Here is a 17668-nt window from a genome sequence, read left to right on the forward strand (position 1 = left end):
TTAGGCGAACTTACGAACTTCGCCTTCACCTTCTACGTTAGTCACACAACGACCACAAATTTCTTCATGACCAGCAATGGTGCCAACATCAGGCGTGTGGTGCCAGCAGCGATCACATTTCTTAGCTTCTGTTGCCGCTACTTCAACGAACAAACCTTCAACATCTGTACTGTGTGCCGCCTGTGATTTTTCACTCAACGGCTTCACTTGCGCTTTCGAAGTCAGAAGAACGAATCGTAGCTCATCTTCTAGCTTGTTGATCGTCGCTGCTAAAGCATCATCAGCAAAAATTGTCACTTCTGCTTGCAGTGAACCACCAATGGTTTTCTCTTTACGAGCGTCTTCTAATAGCTTATTCACGCTGCCACGAACCGCTTGAATTTGAGTCCAAAACTCATTGTTTAGCTCTTCACCTTCTGCAAGGTCAAACAGACCTTCATACCACTCTCCAGTGAAAACAAACTTATCACGAGCACCAGGCATTTCGTTCCAGATTTCATCCGCCGTAAATGACATGATTGGAGCCATCCAACGAACCAGAGCTTCAACAATGTAGTAAAGCGCACTTTGACAGCTACGTTGAGCGTGACCGCCCTGCTTCGCTGTGTATTGGCGATCTTTAATTACATCTAGGTAGAAAGAACCCATTTCGATAGAACAGAACTGCATTAGACGCTGAGTTACACCGTGAGTATTGTACTCACCGTAGGCTTTAACAATCTCTTCTTGCGCCGCAAATGCACGACCCACAGCCCAACGATCCAGTGCCACCATTTCATCAGCAGGAACTAAATCGGTCTCAGGATTGAAGCCGTTTAGGTTAGCTAGGAAGAAACGTGCGGTATTACGAATACGACGATATGCATCAGCAGAGCGCTTAAGAATTTCATCAGAAACCGCAACTTCACCAGTGTAATCGGTTGAAGCAACCCATAAGCGAAGGATATCAGCACCAAGCTTGTTGGTGACATCTTTTGGTGCCACAACGTTACCGATGGATTTCGACATCTTACGCCCATTCCCATCAACAACGAAACCGTGCGTTAGTACTTGTTTGTAAGGTGCTTCGTCTTTCATCGCAATGGATGAAATTAATGAAGACTGGAACCAACCACGGTGTTGATCTGAACCTTCTAGGTAAAGATCGGCACTATGACCGTTGTACTCTTCGCGAGAATCCACTACCGAGTAGTGCGTCACGCCCGAGTCAAACCATACGTCTAGCGTATCCAATACTTTTTCGTATTTATCCGCGTCTTCAGCGCTCATCAGCTCAGCTGGATCAACATCCCACCATGCTTGAATGCCTTTTTCTTCAACTAGCTTAGCCACTTTCTCGATAAGAGCAGGGCTCTCTGGGTGCAACTCTGCCGTTTCTTTGTGAACAAACAACGCGATCGGTACACCCCATGTACGCTGACGAGAGATACACCACTCCGGGCGGCCTTCAATCATACCTTCAATGCGGCTTTGACCCCATTCAGGCATCCATTCAACACTCTTGATTGACTCTAGAGCTTTAGCACGTAAGCCTGCTTGATCCATCGAAATGAACCACTGCGGTGTTGCACGGAAGATAATAGGCGTTTTGTGTCTCCAACAGTGTGGGTAGCTGTGCTCATAGGCATGGTGATGAAGCAGCGCACCTTTTTCTTTCAATACTTCGAGTACTGAGTCATTTGCTTTAAAGACGTGCTGACCTGCAAATAGTTCGGTATCTGGCAGATATACGCCGTTAGAACCAACAGGGTTCGCCACTTCTAAACCGTATTTTTTACCCACAATGAAATCTTCTTGACCGTGACCAGGCGCCGTATGAACCACACCAGTACCAGAATCTGTCGTCACATGTTCACCAAGAATTGCAGGAACCGTAAAGTCGTAAAACGGGTGATTAAACTGCACCAATTCAAGATCTTCACCTTTAGCAAAACCTAAATTATGGAAATGCTCAATGCCTGCGCGATCCATCACATCTTTTGCCAATTCCGAGGCAACGATGATTCGTTGAGCTGGTTGCTCTGCCGTAGCTTCTACCTGAATAAGTACGTATTCAAGATCTTCACGTAGACATACCGCGCGGTTCGCAGGAAGCGTCCAAGGCGTCGTTGTCCAGATAACGATAGAGATATCACCTTCACCAGTATGACCGGCAGCAAGGCTAAATTTCTCGACTAACGCTGCTTCATCTGCTGCCGAGAATTTCACATCAATAGATGGGGATACTTTATCTTTATACTCAACTTCTGCTTCTGCCAACGCTGAACCACAATCGGTACACCAGTGAACAGGCTTGAACCCCTTCAAAAGGTGACCATTGTCCGCAATTTTTCCTAACGCTCGGATAATATTAGCCTCCGTCGCGAAGTCCATCGTGCGGTATGGCTTGTCCCATTCACCCATGATACCTAGGCGTTTAAAGCTCTCTTTTTGGCCTTCTACCTGTCCTTGGGCGTACTTACGGCACTCTTCACGGAATTCAGATGCCGTGATTTTTTGACCCGGTTTGCCTTTTTTCTTTTCAACCATCAATTCAATTGGCAGACCATGACAATCCCAACCAGGAATATAAGGTGCATCAAAACCCGAAAGCGTTTTGGATTTAATAATAATGTCTTTAAGAATCTTGTTTAACGCGTGACCAATGTGAATATCACCATTGGCGTACGGAGGACCATCGTGTAATACAAAAGACTTCTTGCCTTTTTTCGCTTTGCGGATTTCTCCATATAGATCTTCTTTGTACCAACGCTTTAACATTTCTGGCTCACGATTGGCCAGGTTACCACGCATTGGAAACCCTGTTTCAGGTAGGTTCAGGGTATCTTTATACTCACTCATCGATTCTTAATTCCGTTGTATTGGGCGAAGGTTAGACATTAGTTAGTGGTGGAATAAACCACTAATCATTAAGTTGTTGCAGCCACACCCTAGCTGCCTCAACATCCAATTCTATTTGTTGCTTTAATAACTGTAACGAGTCAAATTTTTGCTCATCACGTAATTTGTGTAGAAGTGCCACTTCTATTTGCTTTCCGTATAAATCACCGTCGAAATCAAATATATGGACCTCTAGTTCCTCACTTGTACCATTAACTGTTGGCTTTTTTCCTATACTGGCTATTCCAGATAAAGGCGATGTTTCTATGCCATGTACATGAACGGCATACACACCATTGACCGGAGATACATACCTTTTCAGCGAGATGTTTGCTGTTGGTACACCAAGTTCCCGGGCCAGTTTCTGACCATGCGCAACTCGACCACTGATAGTATAATCTCGACCCAACATTGCCGCACAGGCGTCTAGGTCATTTTCGGCCAACGCCTGACGAATGGCGGTGCTGCTGACACGTGTATCTTCCATACGAAAACTCTGCGTACTGACTACCTCAAAGCCATATTGCTTCCCAGCAGCCTGTAGCATTGCAAAGTTACCTTGACGTTGTCGTCCGAAACAAAAGTCATCACCGACCACTAAAAATTTGACCCCTAATTTATCCACTAATAGCTCACGAATAAACGTATCTGGGGATAAATCAGCAAAACGTCGATTGAAATTCACGCAAAGCAGACGATCGAGTTGCATTTCACGTAGCAATTCATATTTGTCTCTAAGACGTGTCAATCTCGCCGGTGCTTTATCTTTGGCAAATAACTCCATGGGTTGAGGTTCAAACGTCATCACTACAGAAGGCAACTGCATCGCTCGAGCTTTTTTATTAACTTTTTCAAGCACTTTTTGGTGTCCTAAATGAATACCATCAAAGTTACCGATTGTTAATACACAGCCATGATGCTGACTCTGCAGGTTATGAATACCCCGGATTAATTCCATTTAAACTACCAAATCACCTATGATCAATAAAACTACAAGTGCGAAACTGACGGATTATAACCAATACAATTTACTCTGTCGCTGCTTTTAAGTCTTTCAGGCGGATCCCTAAAGCAAATGCACACGCCAAATAGCTCAGACCACCCAAGAAAATCAAACCAAATAAAGTCGTAGCGCGCTGAGTTAGCCCCCACTGTAGCCATAGCTTCATGTCATCCAATTGCCAAAAAACCACTGCAGCCATGACGCCACCTGCCAACGCCAATTTAGCCATATAGAAGAGCGTTTGCTGGGAAATCTTATAGACCTGTTGCTTATGCAAGCCACGATAGAGCAATATCATGTTAATAAAGGCCGACAGTGCCGTAGCCATCGCCAGTCCAACATAGCCATAAAACCACGCAAATATCGCGTTAAACACCATGTTCGATGCCATTGCTATGATGCCATATTTCACTGGGGTTTTGGTGTCTTGCCTTGAGTAATAACCTGGAGCAAGAACCTTGATCAACATAAAATTGAGTAAGCCAGAAGCGTAAGCGATCAACGAGTAAGAGGCTCGTTCCACGTCGAGTGGCGAAAACTCCCCACGCATGAAGAGCACCATTAACATAGGTTTAGCCAACACCATAAGTCCTAGCATCGCAGGAACCCCAAGCAGAAGGACCATTCGCACCCCCCAATCCATTGTATTGGCAAAACCTTCGCTATGAGCATCGACATGCTTCCGAGACAAAGCCGGCAATATCACGGTAGCAATGGCAATACCAAACAAACCAAGCGGAAATTCTAACAATCGATCCGAGTAGTACAGCCAACTGATCGATCCTGTTTGCAAGAAACTGGCAATAAAGGTGTCGAACAATAAGTTGATCTGACTCACCGACACCCCAAACAACGCAGGTATCATTAATGTGCGAATTTTGACAACCCCAGGGTCGCGCCAACCCCACTTTGGTTTAACCAACACTCCGGCTTTAAATAAGAAAGGTAATTGGAAAATAAACTGAATAAAGCCACCCAAAAACACACCGATAGCCAAACCGATTTCTGGCTGAGTCAGGTTTGGGGCTAAAAACCAAGCACATGCGATGATCGAGACGTTAAGAAATACAGGGGTAAAAGAAGATACGGCAAATTTACCTATCGTATTTAGTATCGCCCCTGATAAAGCAACAAAAGTGATAAACCATAAGTAAGGAAAGGTAATTTTTAACAGCAAACTGGCCAGCTCAAATTTTGCAGCCGAAGGGCCGCCATTAAGCCAATCTAAAAACCAGCCAGCACCAAACAATGCCGTAACAACGCCAGAACCCAGAACCCCCAACAATGTCACTATCGACACTATCACACCTAACGTTCCTGAAGCTCGAGCAATCAGTTGCCGCGTCTTATCCATATCACCAGCGGCATAAGACTCGGTGAGGACAGGAACAAAAGCTTGTGAAAAGGCTCCTTCGGCAAATAAGCGTCGCAAAAAATTAGGGATTTTATTGGCAAAAAAGAACACATCGGCACTCGCTCCTGCTCCCATTAAATTGGCCACAACCACATCTCGGACAAGTCCAAGCACTCGCGAAACAAGCGTCATAGCACTGACAATCATCCCGGACTTAAGAAGCCTTTTACTCACATTTACCTCTGAGATCAAAAAGAAACACCAACGCTAACTGACTCTATTACCTAAGAATTGATTCACGGTCGCAGGGAAGTGCGGATTAGTATTAGCATTGGTATAAAAATACTGTTAGAATCCCCGCCATCTTAACCGCGATAACCCGCAGATATCAAAAATACTTTGGCCTCGATGGGTTTTTGCACAAATCATTTGACAATTAAGCGCAAATGAGGGATATTCCTCGCCCTTAAATTGTCACCGAACTAAGTTTTTGGGAGTTAGACCCTTGGCAAACAGTAAATCTGCTAAGAAGCGCGCTATCCAAGCTGAGAAACGTCGCCAGCACAATGCTAGCCGTCGTTCTATGATGCGCACTTACATGAAAAAAACTATCGCAGCTATCGAAGCTGGCGATAAAGAAGCTGCAACTACTGCTTTAGCAGAAGTTTCTCCAATCCTAGACCGCATGGCGACTAAAGGCCTTATTCATAAGAATAAAGCTGCACGTCATAAGGCACGCTTCAACTCTGCAATCAAAGCTCTTTAATTAGAACCTTGATTAGCTAAAAAAAACCGGCTTTTGCCGGTTTTTTTATATCTAAATTTTGCTCGCCATCTCTATTCTGTTCTGCAATACATACCATGCATAAATTCAATCATCTTACGAACGTCATCGCTGCTTAATGTGTAATATACTGTTTGTGCTTCTTTACGTGTAGAGACAAGACCATCTCGGCGAAGCCAAGCTAGGTGTTGTGAAAGTGCAGACTGGCTCAGTTCGAGCTTGGCACACAGCTCTCCAACCGATAACTCAGTGTTATGCAATAGGCATAAAATTTGTAAACGCCTTTCATTCGCCATCGCTTTTAGTAAAACAACTGCTTCAGAAGCGTTTTTTTCCATCTCCTGCAGATCCATACCTTACCTCACCTACAAATTATCGAATCTGTTTCGCAAATTTATATCGTTATTTTTCAACAAAATCGCAAAATTCCGTCTATTTTACATGGATAATAGATTGTTTATAGATGTTTTTAAAACTATGTAACTGTATTTTTTGAGATAAACGATCTAAAAAGAAAGAAGTTGCGAGAAATCAGCATCACAAACACTCTTAACTGCCGGATGCTGAATCATCCTTTCAGCGAAAATGACGTAATATTCTTCTTTTAGCTCATCAATGTGTCCAATCATTTGCAGTGGTTTTTCACTTTTGACATCAGAAATATAAATGCTGGGTGCAAGAAAGATAACGTCTTCTTTGTACTGCGAAAACGCCTTCATCAACGCCACATCATCAAACTCCCCTAACACATTAGGCTGTAGCCCTTGCTGATCAAACCACTGTAGAATTTTTCTTCCCATCGACGTTCGGCTGCCAGGAATTAATAACTTTCTTTGTTCAAGAACTTCAGGAAACTTCACATCTTTTATCTCACTGGTGGTAAAGAAGCTCATTCGGCTTTCACCAAGCTTTTTACTAAATAGCCCAGGGCTTTTACCAGAATCAACAGGACAGTCGGACAAAATCATATCCAGCTTATGCTGCGCTAGCTGCTCCAATAGCATCTCGTGTGTCGACTCGAAACAACGCAAATGAATGCTGTCGTCTTCAGGAATAGTCGTCAGTAATATCTTACTAACCAGACGCTTAGACAAAGCATCAGCGACTCCTACATCGAATAGAATATTAGAGCGCTGACTATAGTTGACGATATCGAGCATTTCATAGCTCAAACCAAACATACGATCGGCGTACTTATAGACCAACTGACCAAGCTCTGTGGGCTCAACGCTCCTTCCGTTACGTTTAGTCAATTTACCATCCATGCGATCTTCTAAGGCTTTGATCTGCCCAGTTACCGTTTGAGGCGTGAGAAAAAGCGCATCGGCAGCTTTGGTCACGGAGCCTTGTTTGCATACCATCCAGAAGTAATAAAGATGGTTATAGTTGAGGTGAGACATTACGGTAAACCTTGAAATAAGCGACTACATCGTTATACCAAAATCTGTCACGCCACTCAATGTTCGTATATACCTAACATTAGAAGCTGTAGCTTCTGTTTTTCCGAAAATAAAAGTGTCATATATGACAACATACTGTGCAGATATTGGTCTATTTCAAAAAAAAGTTATTTTTTTTAATCGGCTCACAATTTTTGACACCAGGAAAGACAGTAAAAATAAACAATTAAAATCATATAGTTAATACAGTGAAAAGTGTGTGCGCTTTCTCCCCCACCAACACAGTACGCAAAAAGTCACCAACGACATTAAAGCGTCATATTTCTGTAATATTTGATGCTTACTATCGCCGTTAGATTTAACTACAGACCAAATTTTAGACTTACTAAGGTCAATGGAGAAAACTATGATGAACCAAGCGACGGCAGTTACATCACCAATGTCGAGTACTACCCGCTGGTTACGCTGGGCAAACTTGGCGTTCATGCTTTACCTACTATTACTTGCAGTATCACTAGTAGGAAGCGGCTTCAAATTAGCCAGTGGCGAACACGCAAAAGTATTGTTTGAGTTCGCTTCTCACCCTGTAGCAGGCCTAATGATAGGTTTGGTTGCCACAGCTCTCATTCAATCTTCTAGTACCGTTACGTCGATCATCGTTGGTTTGGTAGCAGGTGGCTTACCTGTGACCGTTGCGATTCCAATGATCATGGGTGCGAACATCGGTACGACAGTGACCAATACACTTGTCAGCCTTGGTCATGTGCGTTGCAATACCGAGTTTAAACGAGCTTTTGCTAGCGCCACGATTCATGACTTTTTCAACCTACTCGCAGTCGCTATCTTCTTACCGTTGGAGATGATGTTCGGTATTTTAGAGAAGATATCTCATTGGCTAGTCTCCCCTATGCTCGCTACTGGTGATATGAGCATGAAAGGCCTTAACTTCATTAAGCCGCTAACAAAGCCTGTCGTGAGTGCTATTAAAGAGCCTCTATCTGCATTTGGTGACGTTGCCGGTGGTATCGCATTGATCGTACTCGGTATCGCGACAATCTTCGTTGCAATTACCGTGATGGGCAAGCTAATGAAGAGCCTAATGGTTGGTCGAGCTAAAGACATTCTTAAGAACGCAATTGGTCGCGGTCCACTGCATGGCATCGCATCAGGCTCTATTGTGACGATTTTGGTACAGTCCTCTTCAACTACAACCAGCTTGATGGTGCCGCTTGTAGGTTCTGGAACACTCAAAGTTCGCGATGTTTATCCATTTACACTTGGCGCCAACATCGGTACATGTATCACAGGTTTGCTAGCCGCTACAGCTGTAACAGGTGAGTTCGCTATCTTTGCTCTGCAAATTGCCTTAGTTCACTTAGTGTTTAACTTGATGGCCACAGTATTCATCTTCGGTATTCCTTTCTTAAGAGAATTACCAGTGAAAGGCGCTGACTATATTTCAGATATGGCGATTAAGAACAAATCTATTGTCGCTTGCTATCTAGCGTCTATCTTTGTTGTCATTCCTGGCTCAATCTTGATGCTAACCGCTTAAACAACTCATTAGATATAAAAAGGCTTAACCATTGGTTAAGCCTTTTTTTTAATAGTAGTCTCCGCCGTAATCATAGTCATAGGCGTCATAGTGATCGATGATGTCCACATCATCCCAGTAGTAATATCGATCAGGGTAATAGTCGTAGTATGGGTCGCCGACATAATAGGTTTTGATACGCTTATCATCGGTCCATAGATAGTAATTTGATGCATCGATAATAGGAACCATCATCGACTGCTCTCCTACCGTTATCTCACCCTCCCCAACAATTAAACCCACAACGGTTAACAGTTTTTCAGGTTTGAACACCGCAGGATCAAGATAGCGGGCGACCTTCACCACAAATCGTCCTGAACCTTGCAGAGTGTTATCTGGACGCTTTTTAGAATCGAGTTCAAAATGACTGACTTCTAGGACCGTTGACTGAGAGGTAGGGTTTTCGATTGTCGCAATAACGCCTCCCCATCGCGCAGGTTTGCCTACTGCTTGGTCTGGGCTTTGCAACGTTTGCTGATAATCAACCAATAAATTTTCATCTGCAACCTTAACTTCATCTGGCGAATTGCTGCAACCGACAAGAAAAGTGGTTAAGCAAAAAACTAACGCTCTCATATTTAATCCCTCCAAAATATTCATTAAGTATTGCCCATCGAGTGAAGGAGTGACAAGTTATTCGAGTTAACTCTATGAGTAAGAATAAGAAATGACTTCGGCTGATTAGCGCTGAATATTAACCAAGATAAAGTAATCTGTGGTGTTTATAAACACACCGTAAACTAACTCAATACTAACATTCCCCCTCTTACTCCAATGACTCCAGTGCTTTACCCTCTGCACCACTGACAAATAAAGTATTGGTAACTCTATGAAATTTAATCTATTCGTTCTTCTGACTGCACTAAGTGCACCTAGCTACGGCTACTACTGTGATCAAACAGCTGAAGGCGCCGTTGATGGCGCAATTACTGGTGCTGTTGTGGGCGGAATTGTTGGTGGTGGTGACGGTGCTGCTGCAGGTGCCGCTATTGGTGGTGGTGCTGGCGCGATTGACGGCGCTTATGATGAGGAAGCGTGCGAAGTCGTTACCGATGTCGTTGTTGAAGATGAAATCATCGAAGAAGAAGTGCTTGAAGAAGAAATCATCGACGACGCAATTTACGACTAATCGTTCTTTAGAGCTAATGTCCCCCCGTTCGCTCTTAGTAACACCCAGTAACTGCCAGTTTGTTACTCAACAAGCTGTTTAATCTCAGTACACTAAGCCGTTAACGACTAGTACTGCTGAGGATAAAGATGAAGAAAGTCGCACTTGTTACTGGGGCCTACCAAGGCATTGGCCGAGCCACTTGTGAACGCCTCATGGCGCAAGATTTTCACGTGATCATGGCGGATATTCAGTCTTGTGAATATTTGGCGGCCGACTATCGCACTAAAGGGTTTTCCGCTACTAACATGCGGCTTGACTTGGCAAAGTCGTCCATTTTCCCAGCTATTGCTAATAGCATTGAACAACAGTTTGGCAAGCTTGATGTCTTAATCAATAACGCCGCAATCTTACCTGATATGGGTCAACACCCATCCGATCTGGCCGAAGCAGTCTATCGCCACGTACTAGAAGTGAACCAAATTGGCCCTTTCTTGCTAACCAAAGCCTTGGTGCCGCTCCTTAAAAAAGCGCCATCAGCCAGGATCGTCAACGTATCAAGCCAAGTAGCACAGTTGGCTCAACTCTCGGATATGAACTCCCCCATTAAAGATGACGTTTGTGCAGCCTACCAAGCGTCCAAGATTGGGGTTAATGGTAATACTGTGTTGTTTGCCAAAGAGCTAGAACCTTTGGGAATTAAAGTCAATTCCTACTGCCCTGGTTGGGTCGATACGGCGATGAACACAGAAGAGCTGCCTGATTACGGTGAAGAGGTAAGACCAAAGACACCTTACGAGGGCGCTGATACGGCAATTTGGCTAGCGACACTTGATAGTAATGGCCCCACAGCTAGCTTTTTCACCGACCGAGACGCACTTAACTGGTGATAAGCGTCTCATCAAGTACAACAAAGCCGAGCATCCTATGCTCGGCTTTATCATTTATTAGACTGAGAAAGGATACCGTATTGGCTCGTGGCATTCATAACCTTTCACCTCAAAGTCATCCATCGTCACCCATGTTTCAAGATCTTCTAGGGACTTAATCTCAGGGTTAATATGGAATGACGCTGCCGCCAATGGCTCACGCTTAAGTTGAACATCTCGCATCAACTCAAGCTGATCTTCATAGATGTGTGCATTAACAATTTTATGGTAGGCCTGACCCGGTTTCTTGCCAGTAATTTGCGCCATAATCGCCAAAAATACGTAGACCTGCACCATGTTAAAGTTCAATCCAAGCGGTACATCACAGGATCGCTGGGTACTATTTAGATACAAGGTATCGCCAAGCAAAGAGAAGTGATGGCTGTACATGCATGGACGCAGGCAACCCATATGGAACTCACCAGGGTTATAGAAATTTAAAATCTCACCTCGATTATCCACACCTTTTGTTAAGTCATCTACGATTTTACGAAGCTGATCAATGTGGCCACCATCAGGTTTCGCCCAGGCTCTCCCCTGTACACCGTAAACCCGCCCCATGTCGTCTTCACCCTTACGATAAGGGTTATCTAGCCAAGCTTGATTTAGGTTTGCATTAGCATCCCATGTTTTGGTACCAAGTTTACGAAAATCCTCAGCATTATCGTAACCACGAATGTATCCCAATAATTCGGCCACTGCGGCTTTCCAAAAGCTTTTGCGAGTCGTAACCAACGGAAATTCATTATTAGCTACATCATAAGTGAGGTCTGCGTTAATCACCGTCAAACATCGCTTACCCGTACGCTCATTTTCAACCCATACGCCATCGTCGACAATACGCTGGCATAAATCTAAATACTGTCTCACAATAAACCCTACTATTTTCAAACGCTTTTCGAAGGCGCTGAATTGTATCTATAAGACCAAGCTATCATCAAAGCGCCGATAATGATCATTGGTAGCGACAAAATTTGCCCCATAGAGATGAAGTCACCGAACAGCCCTAAATGAGCATCTGGTTCTCGAACATATTCAACAAGGAATCTAAAGGAACCATACCCTAATAAGAACAGCCCTGATACTGAGCCTGCCGGTCGTGGTTTATGAATAAACCAATTAAGAATAAAGAATAGTACCCCCCCTTCCAGCGCAAACTCGTAGAGCTGAGAAGGGTGTCTTGGCAATGGACCGCCATTTGGGAAGACTATCGCCCAAGGAACGTCTGTGACACGTCCCCAAAGCTCACTGTTCATAAAGTTACCTATTCGTCCCATACCAAGGCCAAACGGCACTAGAGGGGCAATGAAGTCTGCAACCCCGAAGAAGGTTCGACCGTTCTTTCGAGCATACCAGAACATGGCCGTAATGACGCCCAATAGACCGCCATGAAAAGACATGCCACCGGTCCATACTTTAAACAAGTACAGGGGATCTCTAAGCAGTTCATCAAAGGCATAGAAAAAGACATAGCCTAGTCGGCCGCCGATCACGACACCCAAGAACCCAGCAAACAACAGGTCAGAGACTTGATCTCTCGTCCAGCCTGACCCTTTTTTATCAGCTCTACGGTTGGCTAACCACATCGCAAAGACAAACCCAACAAGGTACATCAAACCATACCAACGAACAGAGACAGGCCCAAGTTCAATTAATACAGGATCGATACTAGGAAACTCAATATATCCTTGAGACATAAATTACATTCTCTTAATACTTAACAAGCCACGAAGCTTCTATTGAAACATCATGGTCACGGAAACGAACAACAAAAATATTGCGAAGACCTTTTTCAGAACAGACGTTGGCAGCGTAGACGCGAGCTTTGCCCCCACTTTAGTCGTCAACATCGATGTAGAAGCGATTGCGATGAGTGCAGGGAGATACACATAACCCACACTGTATTGTGGCAACGCATCCACTTTTACCCCATGAAAAATAAACCCTATCATACCTGAAATAGCAATGACACAACCACACACAGAAGAGGAACCAACAGCTTTACGCATTTCCACTCCGTGACGACTTAAAAAAGGAACCGATAGTGACCCTCCCCCGATCCCCGCTAAACTAGAGACCATCCCAATACCCGAACCATAGAAGATGGTGGCCAGCGCATTGGGCATTGACCGAACCATCGTTGATTTGATTGAAAGAAACATCTGAACTGCGAGCGCCATGACGATACCCGCAAACACTTTGGGTAAATATTGAGAAGGGATCCACTCAGCGATGTAAGCACCGAATAACCCGCCTATGACAACGCCAGGCATCAACCACTTGATGACATACATATCGACATTACCCAACTTGAGGTGGTTCAACGCCGATGAACCCGAGGTGATAATGATAGAGGCTAAGGAGGTCGCGAGGGCAATTTGCATCACCAATTCATCAGGGATACCAAAAGATGGCAAAAGAAACACCAGTGCGGGGACAACAATCAGGCCACCACCAATCCCAAGCAGGCCAGACATGACTCCAACAATGCCACCTAAACACAGCAGCATTCCAATTAATTCGTAATTCAAGATAGCCTCTAAGATTTACCCGCTCGAATAAATCCAGCTAGGCCCTTATCTTCAAAATATTGATACATCTGATCATAGATCGATTTTCCATAGTGCTGCATCAAAGCGTTGTCAGCAAGTGTTTTTAACTCTTTAGAATCGCTGTGACGCAGCAGATATTTAACGCGGGCAACATTGGAAGTGTTCATACTTAACGTGTCGTATCCTAAGCCCACAAGCAGCAGCGCTCCTATTGGGTCACCTGCCAATTCACCACAAATACAGACAGGCAGATGGTTGGCGGCACAAACCTCATAAATGTGTTTCATCGCTGCCAATACTGACGGGTGAAGGGACTCATAGATATTCGCCACTTGCGAGTTATTTCGGTCTACAGCCAGGAGGTATTGCGTCAAGTCGTTGGTTCCGACAGAAACAAAGTCCACTTTATCTGCGATGAAAGACAGTAAATACAGCATTGAAGGAACTTCAATCATCACCCCAATTTCAGGATAAACAATGTCTTTATGCTCTTTAAGTACTTCCTGATAAGCTTGATTTATTAATACAATCGCATCATCTAACTCCTGCACAGAGGAGACCATAGGTAACAATATACTCAAATTATCGTAACCTTTGCTTGCTCTTAGCATCGCACGTAGTTGCATCAAAAAAATATCGGGATGATCTAATGTAAATCGAATACCACGCCATCCTAAAAATGGGTTATCTTCTTCTATCGGCAGGTAGGGCAGAGCCTTATCACCGCCAATATCAAGAGTTCGCATGACCACCCTTTTATCTTGATAAGCGTCTAAAACCGCACGGTACTGATGGACCTGCTCCTCTTCGGAAGGAAATTGTTGCTGCAACAAAAAGGAGATTTCAGTGCGATACAACCCCACACCATCGACACCTTGATTAACCGATATGCTGGTATCTGCGCTCAGGCCGGCGTTTAACAAGATTTGAACACGTTTTCCATCTTGAGTACACGCCTCACTGGCCAGCGCTTGCTCAACCATCTTAGACAGTTCAGTCTCTTCGGTGACTAGGGATTGATACTCAGAAAGTAATTCTTCATTAGGCTCTACAAAGATCTCACCGCTGTAGCCATCAACAATGCCCATTTTACCATTGAGCAAGTCTGGATTGCTATTCACCCCCATGACGGCAGGAATGCCCATCGCACGTGACAAGATCGCGGCATGTGAGTTAGCAGCACCTTCTAAAGAAACAACCGCGAGTAGTTTTTCTTTAGGGATTGAGGCTAGAATTGAAGCGGTTAACTCACGTACAATTAAGATAATCGGCTGTTCAAGAGTTAATGTTGTCTGTTCACTATTGTGGAGAAAAAACAGTAGCCGCTGACCAAGCTCTCGTACATCTTGAGCTCGCTCACGCATATAAACATCCGACATTTGAGCGAATCGATTAGCATAGTTTTCAACGACCTGCCTCAATGCCCAATCGGCTTTATCACCACTTTGAATCTGAGCTTTTAGATCGTTTCTCAACATAGGGTCGTTGAGCAAGTGAGTAAACAGATCAAAAATAGCCAACGCGTCTTTATTGAGCTCAAGATCGAACTTCTTACGCATACGCTTAAAATCAGTTAGCGCCTTTTCTATCGCGAGCAACAAAAGTTCTTGCTCGCGGTCGACATCAAGCGTTGACGCAGGATAAACATCCGATAATTCGGGTTGAGTGTCATCCCACCACAGCGAGCCAATAGCAACCCCTGAAGAGGCTGGAATCCCATGAATAACCGAAGGTTGCGGCTCGCTAAAAAAACGATGTCCTTGAGATTTCGCGTGAGCGATCAGCACCGCTATCTGAGCGGCCAGAGTAACCAAAAATGACTCTTCTGTTTCGCTAAATTGCCTGGATTTTTTCTGCTGAATAACTAACACGCCCAATACCTTCTTACGATAGATTATCGGGGTGCCTAAAAAAGAGTGGTAAACATTCTCACCCAACTGTGGGAAGTATTTATAATCAGGATGCCGGGCAGCTTCAGCAAGGTTGATAGGCTCAGCGGTACGTTTAACCAAGCCCACCAGACCTTCTTCAAAGTCGATATGAATGGTATCACCACGAAACGTTAAGCCTTGTGTCGCCATTAGCTCTAGGCGTTGTTTGTCCTCATTGGCAAGGTAAATGGTACAGCACTCTGTGTTCATTGCAGAACATGTTTGTTGTACCAATATTTCTAGGGCATGATGCACATTATCCACTTTGGAAACCTGCTCAACGATATCCCTTAGCTGCGTTAGCATACCTACCCTCTTCGTTGTTTTCGCTTGCCTTTCACCTTACGCTCTTTAAATGGCATAGCCAACGAGGCAAACTCTTTCATAGCTCGTCGGTAAACGTCCCTCTTAAAGGACACGACCTGACGTACTGGATACCAATAGCTTACCCAACGCCAACCATCAAATTCAGGGGTACTACCACGCTGCATATTGATTCTCGATTCATCACAATCCAATCGCAGTAGAAACCATTTCTGTTTTTGTCCAATACAAACGGGCTTAGAATCCCAGCGAACCAAACGCTTAGGTAATCTATATCGTAACCAATGACGACTGACCGCCACAATTTTGACATCGTGTTTGGTCAAGCCGACCTCTTCGTACAATTCCCGGTACATCGCTTGCTCTGGGGATTCCCCATCGTCAATGCCTCCTTGCGGAAACTGCCAAGAATGTTGTCCGTATCGTTTAGCCCAGAAGACCTGACCATGGTTGTTACAAATTACAATACCAACATTAAGTCGGTAACCATCGCCATCTATCACTGGCCAACCTCAAGTAAATTTTCAATTACATTGATTTTTCCACAGATCCCCTACATGAGCAAACTAACTAGCACGCAAAATTGAATATTTATTACGAAAAAAATCCCCTATGAATAACTTTTAACCAAAAACTCAGTTATCAACACGACAGTGAGACATAGCCCACATTTATTCACCTTTTCTGTGAATAACTATGTGAAGAATACTTGTACTTTTTCAAAACAAGCCACAAGCCAACTCAAAAATCTAGATTAATCATGGAAAACCACAAATAATAGTGCTTTATTTACAATGAGTTAAGTTAAAACCTATTTTAATTAGCTTTTATCAACGTCAGAAAATTTAGATCGATCTTAGATCGGTCAAAGATCAACCACATTTACATTTATCCACATTAGAAACCTTAATCAGCAGTTTAGCGCCTTTAATTCAAGTAAAAATTGCCATTAAAACCCTGTTTATTCATCCATGTATAATAAGGATAGTGGTAAAAGCACGAACCCACTGTGGATAAGTCAAGTTTAGATCGTTTTTTGAACACAATGATCCCTGGGAAAAATTGGCATGACAGCCATGTGACCTGTCTATCGCTGTCATGCTAATATTAGCAATGAATCAACTGGACTACTCTACTCATGAAATTAACGCCTACCTCAGAAAAAGAACTTCTTAGCCGAGCTCGTGATATCGCTGGTCTCACCTTTGGTGAGCTGGCAAAAGAGGCAAACCTTTCCGTTCCTGATAACTTGAAAAGAGACAAAGGCTGGGTTGGTCAGCTATTAGAGTGGCACCTTGGCGCCCAAGCAGGCAGCAAGCCAATTCAAGACTTTCCAGACATTGGCATCGAACTTAAGAGCATTCCTATTGGGTATTCTGGAAAGCCTTTAGAATCGACGTTTGTTTGCGTTGCTCCTCTGACTGGAGTCAGTGGACTTACTTGGCAACAAAGCCACGTCAGAAACAAACTTTCTCGAGTGTTGTGGTTGCCTGTTGAAGGTGAGCGAGAGATCCCGCTAAAAGACCGTCGTGTGGGTTCACCATTAATCTGGAGCCCATCGGCAGAAGAAGAACTTTGGCTCAAAAATGATTGGGAAGAGCTGATGGAAATGATCGCTCTCGGGGGGGTCACACGCATCACAGCACACAGTGGTGAAATTTTACAAATACGCCCTAAGGCAGCCAACAGTCATGTATTAACAGAGGCTTACGGTGCGAAGGGCCAGCCAATAAAAACACTGCCAAGAGGCTTCTATTTGCGCTCGAAATTTACCTCTTACCTATTAGAAACTTACTTCGTTTGACAACT

General features: G+C 44.0%; 16 protein-coding genes. 5 read left to right on the forward strand and 11 right to left on the reverse strand.

The window, feature by feature from the left end:
* The 3 genes from ileS to murJ form a co-directional block, all read right to left on the reverse strand.
* A complete protein-coding gene (gene ileS, locus LNL84_RS03260) occupies nt 1-2841 on the reverse strand; it encodes an isoleucine--tRNA ligase (protein WP_244355233.1) in 2841 nt (946 codons plus the stop codon).
* Between the two features lie 61 nt (nt 2842-2902).
* On the reverse strand, nt 2903-3838 hold the full coding sequence (gene ribF, locus LNL84_RS03265) for a bifunctional riboflavin kinase/FAD synthetase (protein WP_244355234.1): 936 nt from the start codon (nt 3836-3838) through the stop codon (nt 2903-2905).
* 70 nt (nt 3839-3908) lie between these two features.
* Nucleotides 3909-5471 (reverse strand): murein biosynthesis integral membrane protein MurJ, encoded by a 1563-nt coding sequence (murJ, locus tag LNL84_RS03270; RefSeq protein ID WP_244355235.1) that lies wholly within the window; start codon nt 5469-5471, stop codon nt 3909-3911.
* 271 nt (nt 5472-5742) lie between these two features.
* On the opposite strand from murJ, the gene rpsT reads away from it, so the two are divergent.
* Nucleotides 5743-6003: a 30S ribosomal protein S20 gene (gene rpsT, locus LNL84_RS03275; RefSeq protein ID WP_244355236.1), complete on the forward strand. Its 261-nt coding sequence runs from the start codon at nt 5743-5745 to the stop codon at nt 6001-6003.
* 71 nt (nt 6004-6074) lie between these two features.
* Here rpsT and LNL84_RS03280 read toward each other — a convergent pair whose 3' ends face one another.
* Nucleotides 6075-6374: an ArsR/SmtB family transcription factor gene (locus LNL84_RS03280; protein ID WP_244355237.1), complete on the reverse strand. Its 300-nt coding sequence runs from the start codon at nt 6372-6374 to the stop codon at nt 6075-6077.
* Nucleotides 6375-6527: 153 nt separating this feature from the next.
* Complete coding sequence (gene nhaR, locus LNL84_RS03285) at nt 6528-7421, reverse strand: transcriptional activator NhaR (protein ID WP_244355238.1); 894 nt, start codon at nt 7419-7421, stop codon at nt 6528-6530.
* A 409-nt stretch (nt 7422-7830) separates the two neighbouring features.
* Between nhaR and LNL84_RS03290 the strand changes: the two genes are divergently transcribed.
* Nucleotides 7831-8976: a Na/Pi symporter gene (locus LNL84_RS03290; RefSeq protein ID WP_244355411.1), complete on the forward strand. Its 1146-nt coding sequence runs from the start codon at nt 7831-7833 to the stop codon at nt 8974-8976.
* A gap of 48 nt (nt 8977-9024) precedes the next feature.
* Here LNL84_RS03290 and LNL84_RS03295 read toward each other — a convergent pair whose 3' ends face one another.
* Nucleotides 9025-9591 (reverse strand): Slp family lipoprotein, encoded by a 567-nt coding sequence (locus LNL84_RS03295; protein WP_244355239.1) that lies wholly within the window; start codon nt 9589-9591, stop codon nt 9025-9027.
* A 253-nt stretch (nt 9592-9844) separates the two neighbouring features.
* Here LNL84_RS03295 and LNL84_RS03300 point away from each other — a divergent pair, with 253 nt between their 5' ends.
* Together LNL84_RS03300 and LNL84_RS03305 are read left to right on the forward strand one after the other, a co-directional pair.
* Complete coding sequence (locus LNL84_RS03300) at nt 9845-10144, forward strand: glycine zipper domain-containing protein (RefSeq protein WP_244355240.1); 300 nt, start codon at nt 9845-9847, stop codon at nt 10142-10144.
* A 128-nt stretch (nt 10145-10272) separates the two neighbouring features.
* The gene (locus tag LNL84_RS03305) at nt 10273-11013 is read left to right on the forward strand and encodes an SDR family NAD(P)-dependent oxidoreductase (RefSeq protein ID WP_244355241.1); all 741 of its coding nucleotides are present in this window, start codon (nt 10273-10275) and stop codon (nt 11011-11013) included.
* A gap of 57 nt (nt 11014-11070) precedes the next feature.
* Here the strand turns inward: LNL84_RS03305 and LNL84_RS03310 are convergent, their stop codons facing one another.
* Genes LNL84_RS03310 through rppH form a run of 5 tightly spaced genes read right to left on the reverse strand, consistent with a single transcriptional unit; the run spans nt 11071 to nt 16362 of the window.
* On the reverse strand, nt 11071-11922 hold the full coding sequence (locus LNL84_RS03310) for a thymidylate synthase (protein ID WP_244355242.1): 852 nt from the start codon (nt 11920-11922) through the stop codon (nt 11071-11073).
* Between the two features lie 17 nt (nt 11923-11939).
* Nucleotides 11940-12749 (reverse strand): prolipoprotein diacylglyceryl transferase, encoded by an 810-nt coding sequence (lgt, locus tag LNL84_RS03315; RefSeq protein WP_244355243.1) that lies wholly within the window; start codon nt 12747-12749, stop codon nt 11940-11942.
* A 39-nt stretch (nt 12750-12788) separates the two neighbouring features.
* Nucleotides 12789-13583: a sulfite exporter TauE/SafE family protein gene (locus tag LNL84_RS03320; protein WP_244355244.1), complete on the reverse strand. Its 795-nt coding sequence runs from the start codon at nt 13581-13583 to the stop codon at nt 12789-12791.
* An 8-nt stretch (nt 13584-13591) separates the two neighbouring features.
* Nucleotides 13592-15841, reverse strand: a complete 2250-nt coding sequence (gene ptsP / locus LNL84_RS03325) for a phosphoenolpyruvate--protein phosphotransferase (RefSeq protein WP_244355245.1) — start codon at nt 15839-15841, stop codon at nt 13592-13594.
* A gap of 2 nt (nt 15842-15843) precedes the next feature.
* Nucleotides 15844-16362, reverse strand: a complete 519-nt coding sequence (rppH, locus tag LNL84_RS03330; protein WP_244355246.1) for an RNA pyrophosphohydrolase — start codon at nt 16360-16362, stop codon at nt 15844-15846.
* Nucleotides 16363-16997: 635 nt separating this feature from the next.
* Between rppH and mutH the strand changes: the two genes are divergently transcribed.
* Entirely contained in the window at nt 16998-17663 is a 666-nt protein-coding gene (mutH, locus tag LNL84_RS03335; RefSeq protein ID WP_244355247.1) for a DNA mismatch repair endonuclease MutH, read from the forward strand.
* Nucleotides 17664-17668: the final 5 nt, after the last annotated feature.

Origin of the sequence: Vibrio gelatinilyticus (genome assembly GCF_022836845.1) — a bacterium.
GTDB classification, from domain to species: Bacteria; Pseudomonadota; Gammaproteobacteria; order Enterobacterales; family Vibrionaceae; genus Vibrio; species Vibrio gelatinilyticus.

Excerpts from the sequence above, each read along its gene's own strand:
- ptsP (WP_244355245.1), bottom strand. The coding sequence starts at position 15,841 with ATGCTAACGCAGCTAAGGGATATCGTTGAGCAGGTTTCCAAAGTGGAT.
- ileS (WP_244355233.1), bottom strand. The coding sequence starts at position 2,841 with ATGAGTGAGTATAAAGATACCCTGAACCTACCTGAAACAGGGTTTCCA.
- nhaR (WP_244355238.1), bottom strand. The coding sequence starts at position 7,421 with ATGTCTCACCTCAACTATAACCATCTTTATTACTTCTGGATGGTATGC.
- LNL84_RS03295 (WP_244355239.1), bottom strand. The coding sequence starts at position 9,591 with ATGAGAGCGTTAGTTTTTTGCTTAACCACTTTTCTTGTCGGTTGCAGC.
- lgt (WP_244355243.1), bottom strand. The coding sequence starts at position 12,749 with ATGTCTCAAGGATATATTGAGTTTCCTAGTATCGATCCTGTATTAATT.
- LNL84_RS03305 (WP_244355241.1), top strand. The coding sequence starts at position 10,273 with ATGAAGAAAGTCGCACTTGTTACTGGGGCCTACCAAGGCATTGGCCGA.
- LNL84_RS03290 (WP_244355411.1), top strand. The coding sequence starts at position 7,831 with ATGAACCAAGCGACGGCAGTTACATCACCAATGTCGAGTACTACCCGC.
- LNL84_RS03280 (WP_244355237.1), bottom strand. The coding sequence starts at position 6,374 with ATGGATCTGCAGGAGATGGAAAAAAACGCTTCTGAAGCAGTTGTTTTA.
- LNL84_RS03300 (WP_244355240.1), top strand. The coding sequence starts at position 9,845 with ATGAAATTTAATCTATTCGTTCTTCTGACTGCACTAAGTGCACCTAGC.
- ribF (WP_244355234.1), bottom strand. The coding sequence starts at position 3,838 with ATGGAATTAATCCGGGGTATTCATAACCTGCAGAGTCAGCATCATGGC.
- mutH (WP_244355247.1), top strand. The coding sequence starts at position 16,998 with ATGAAATTAACGCCTACCTCAGAAAAAGAACTTCTTAGCCGAGCTCGT.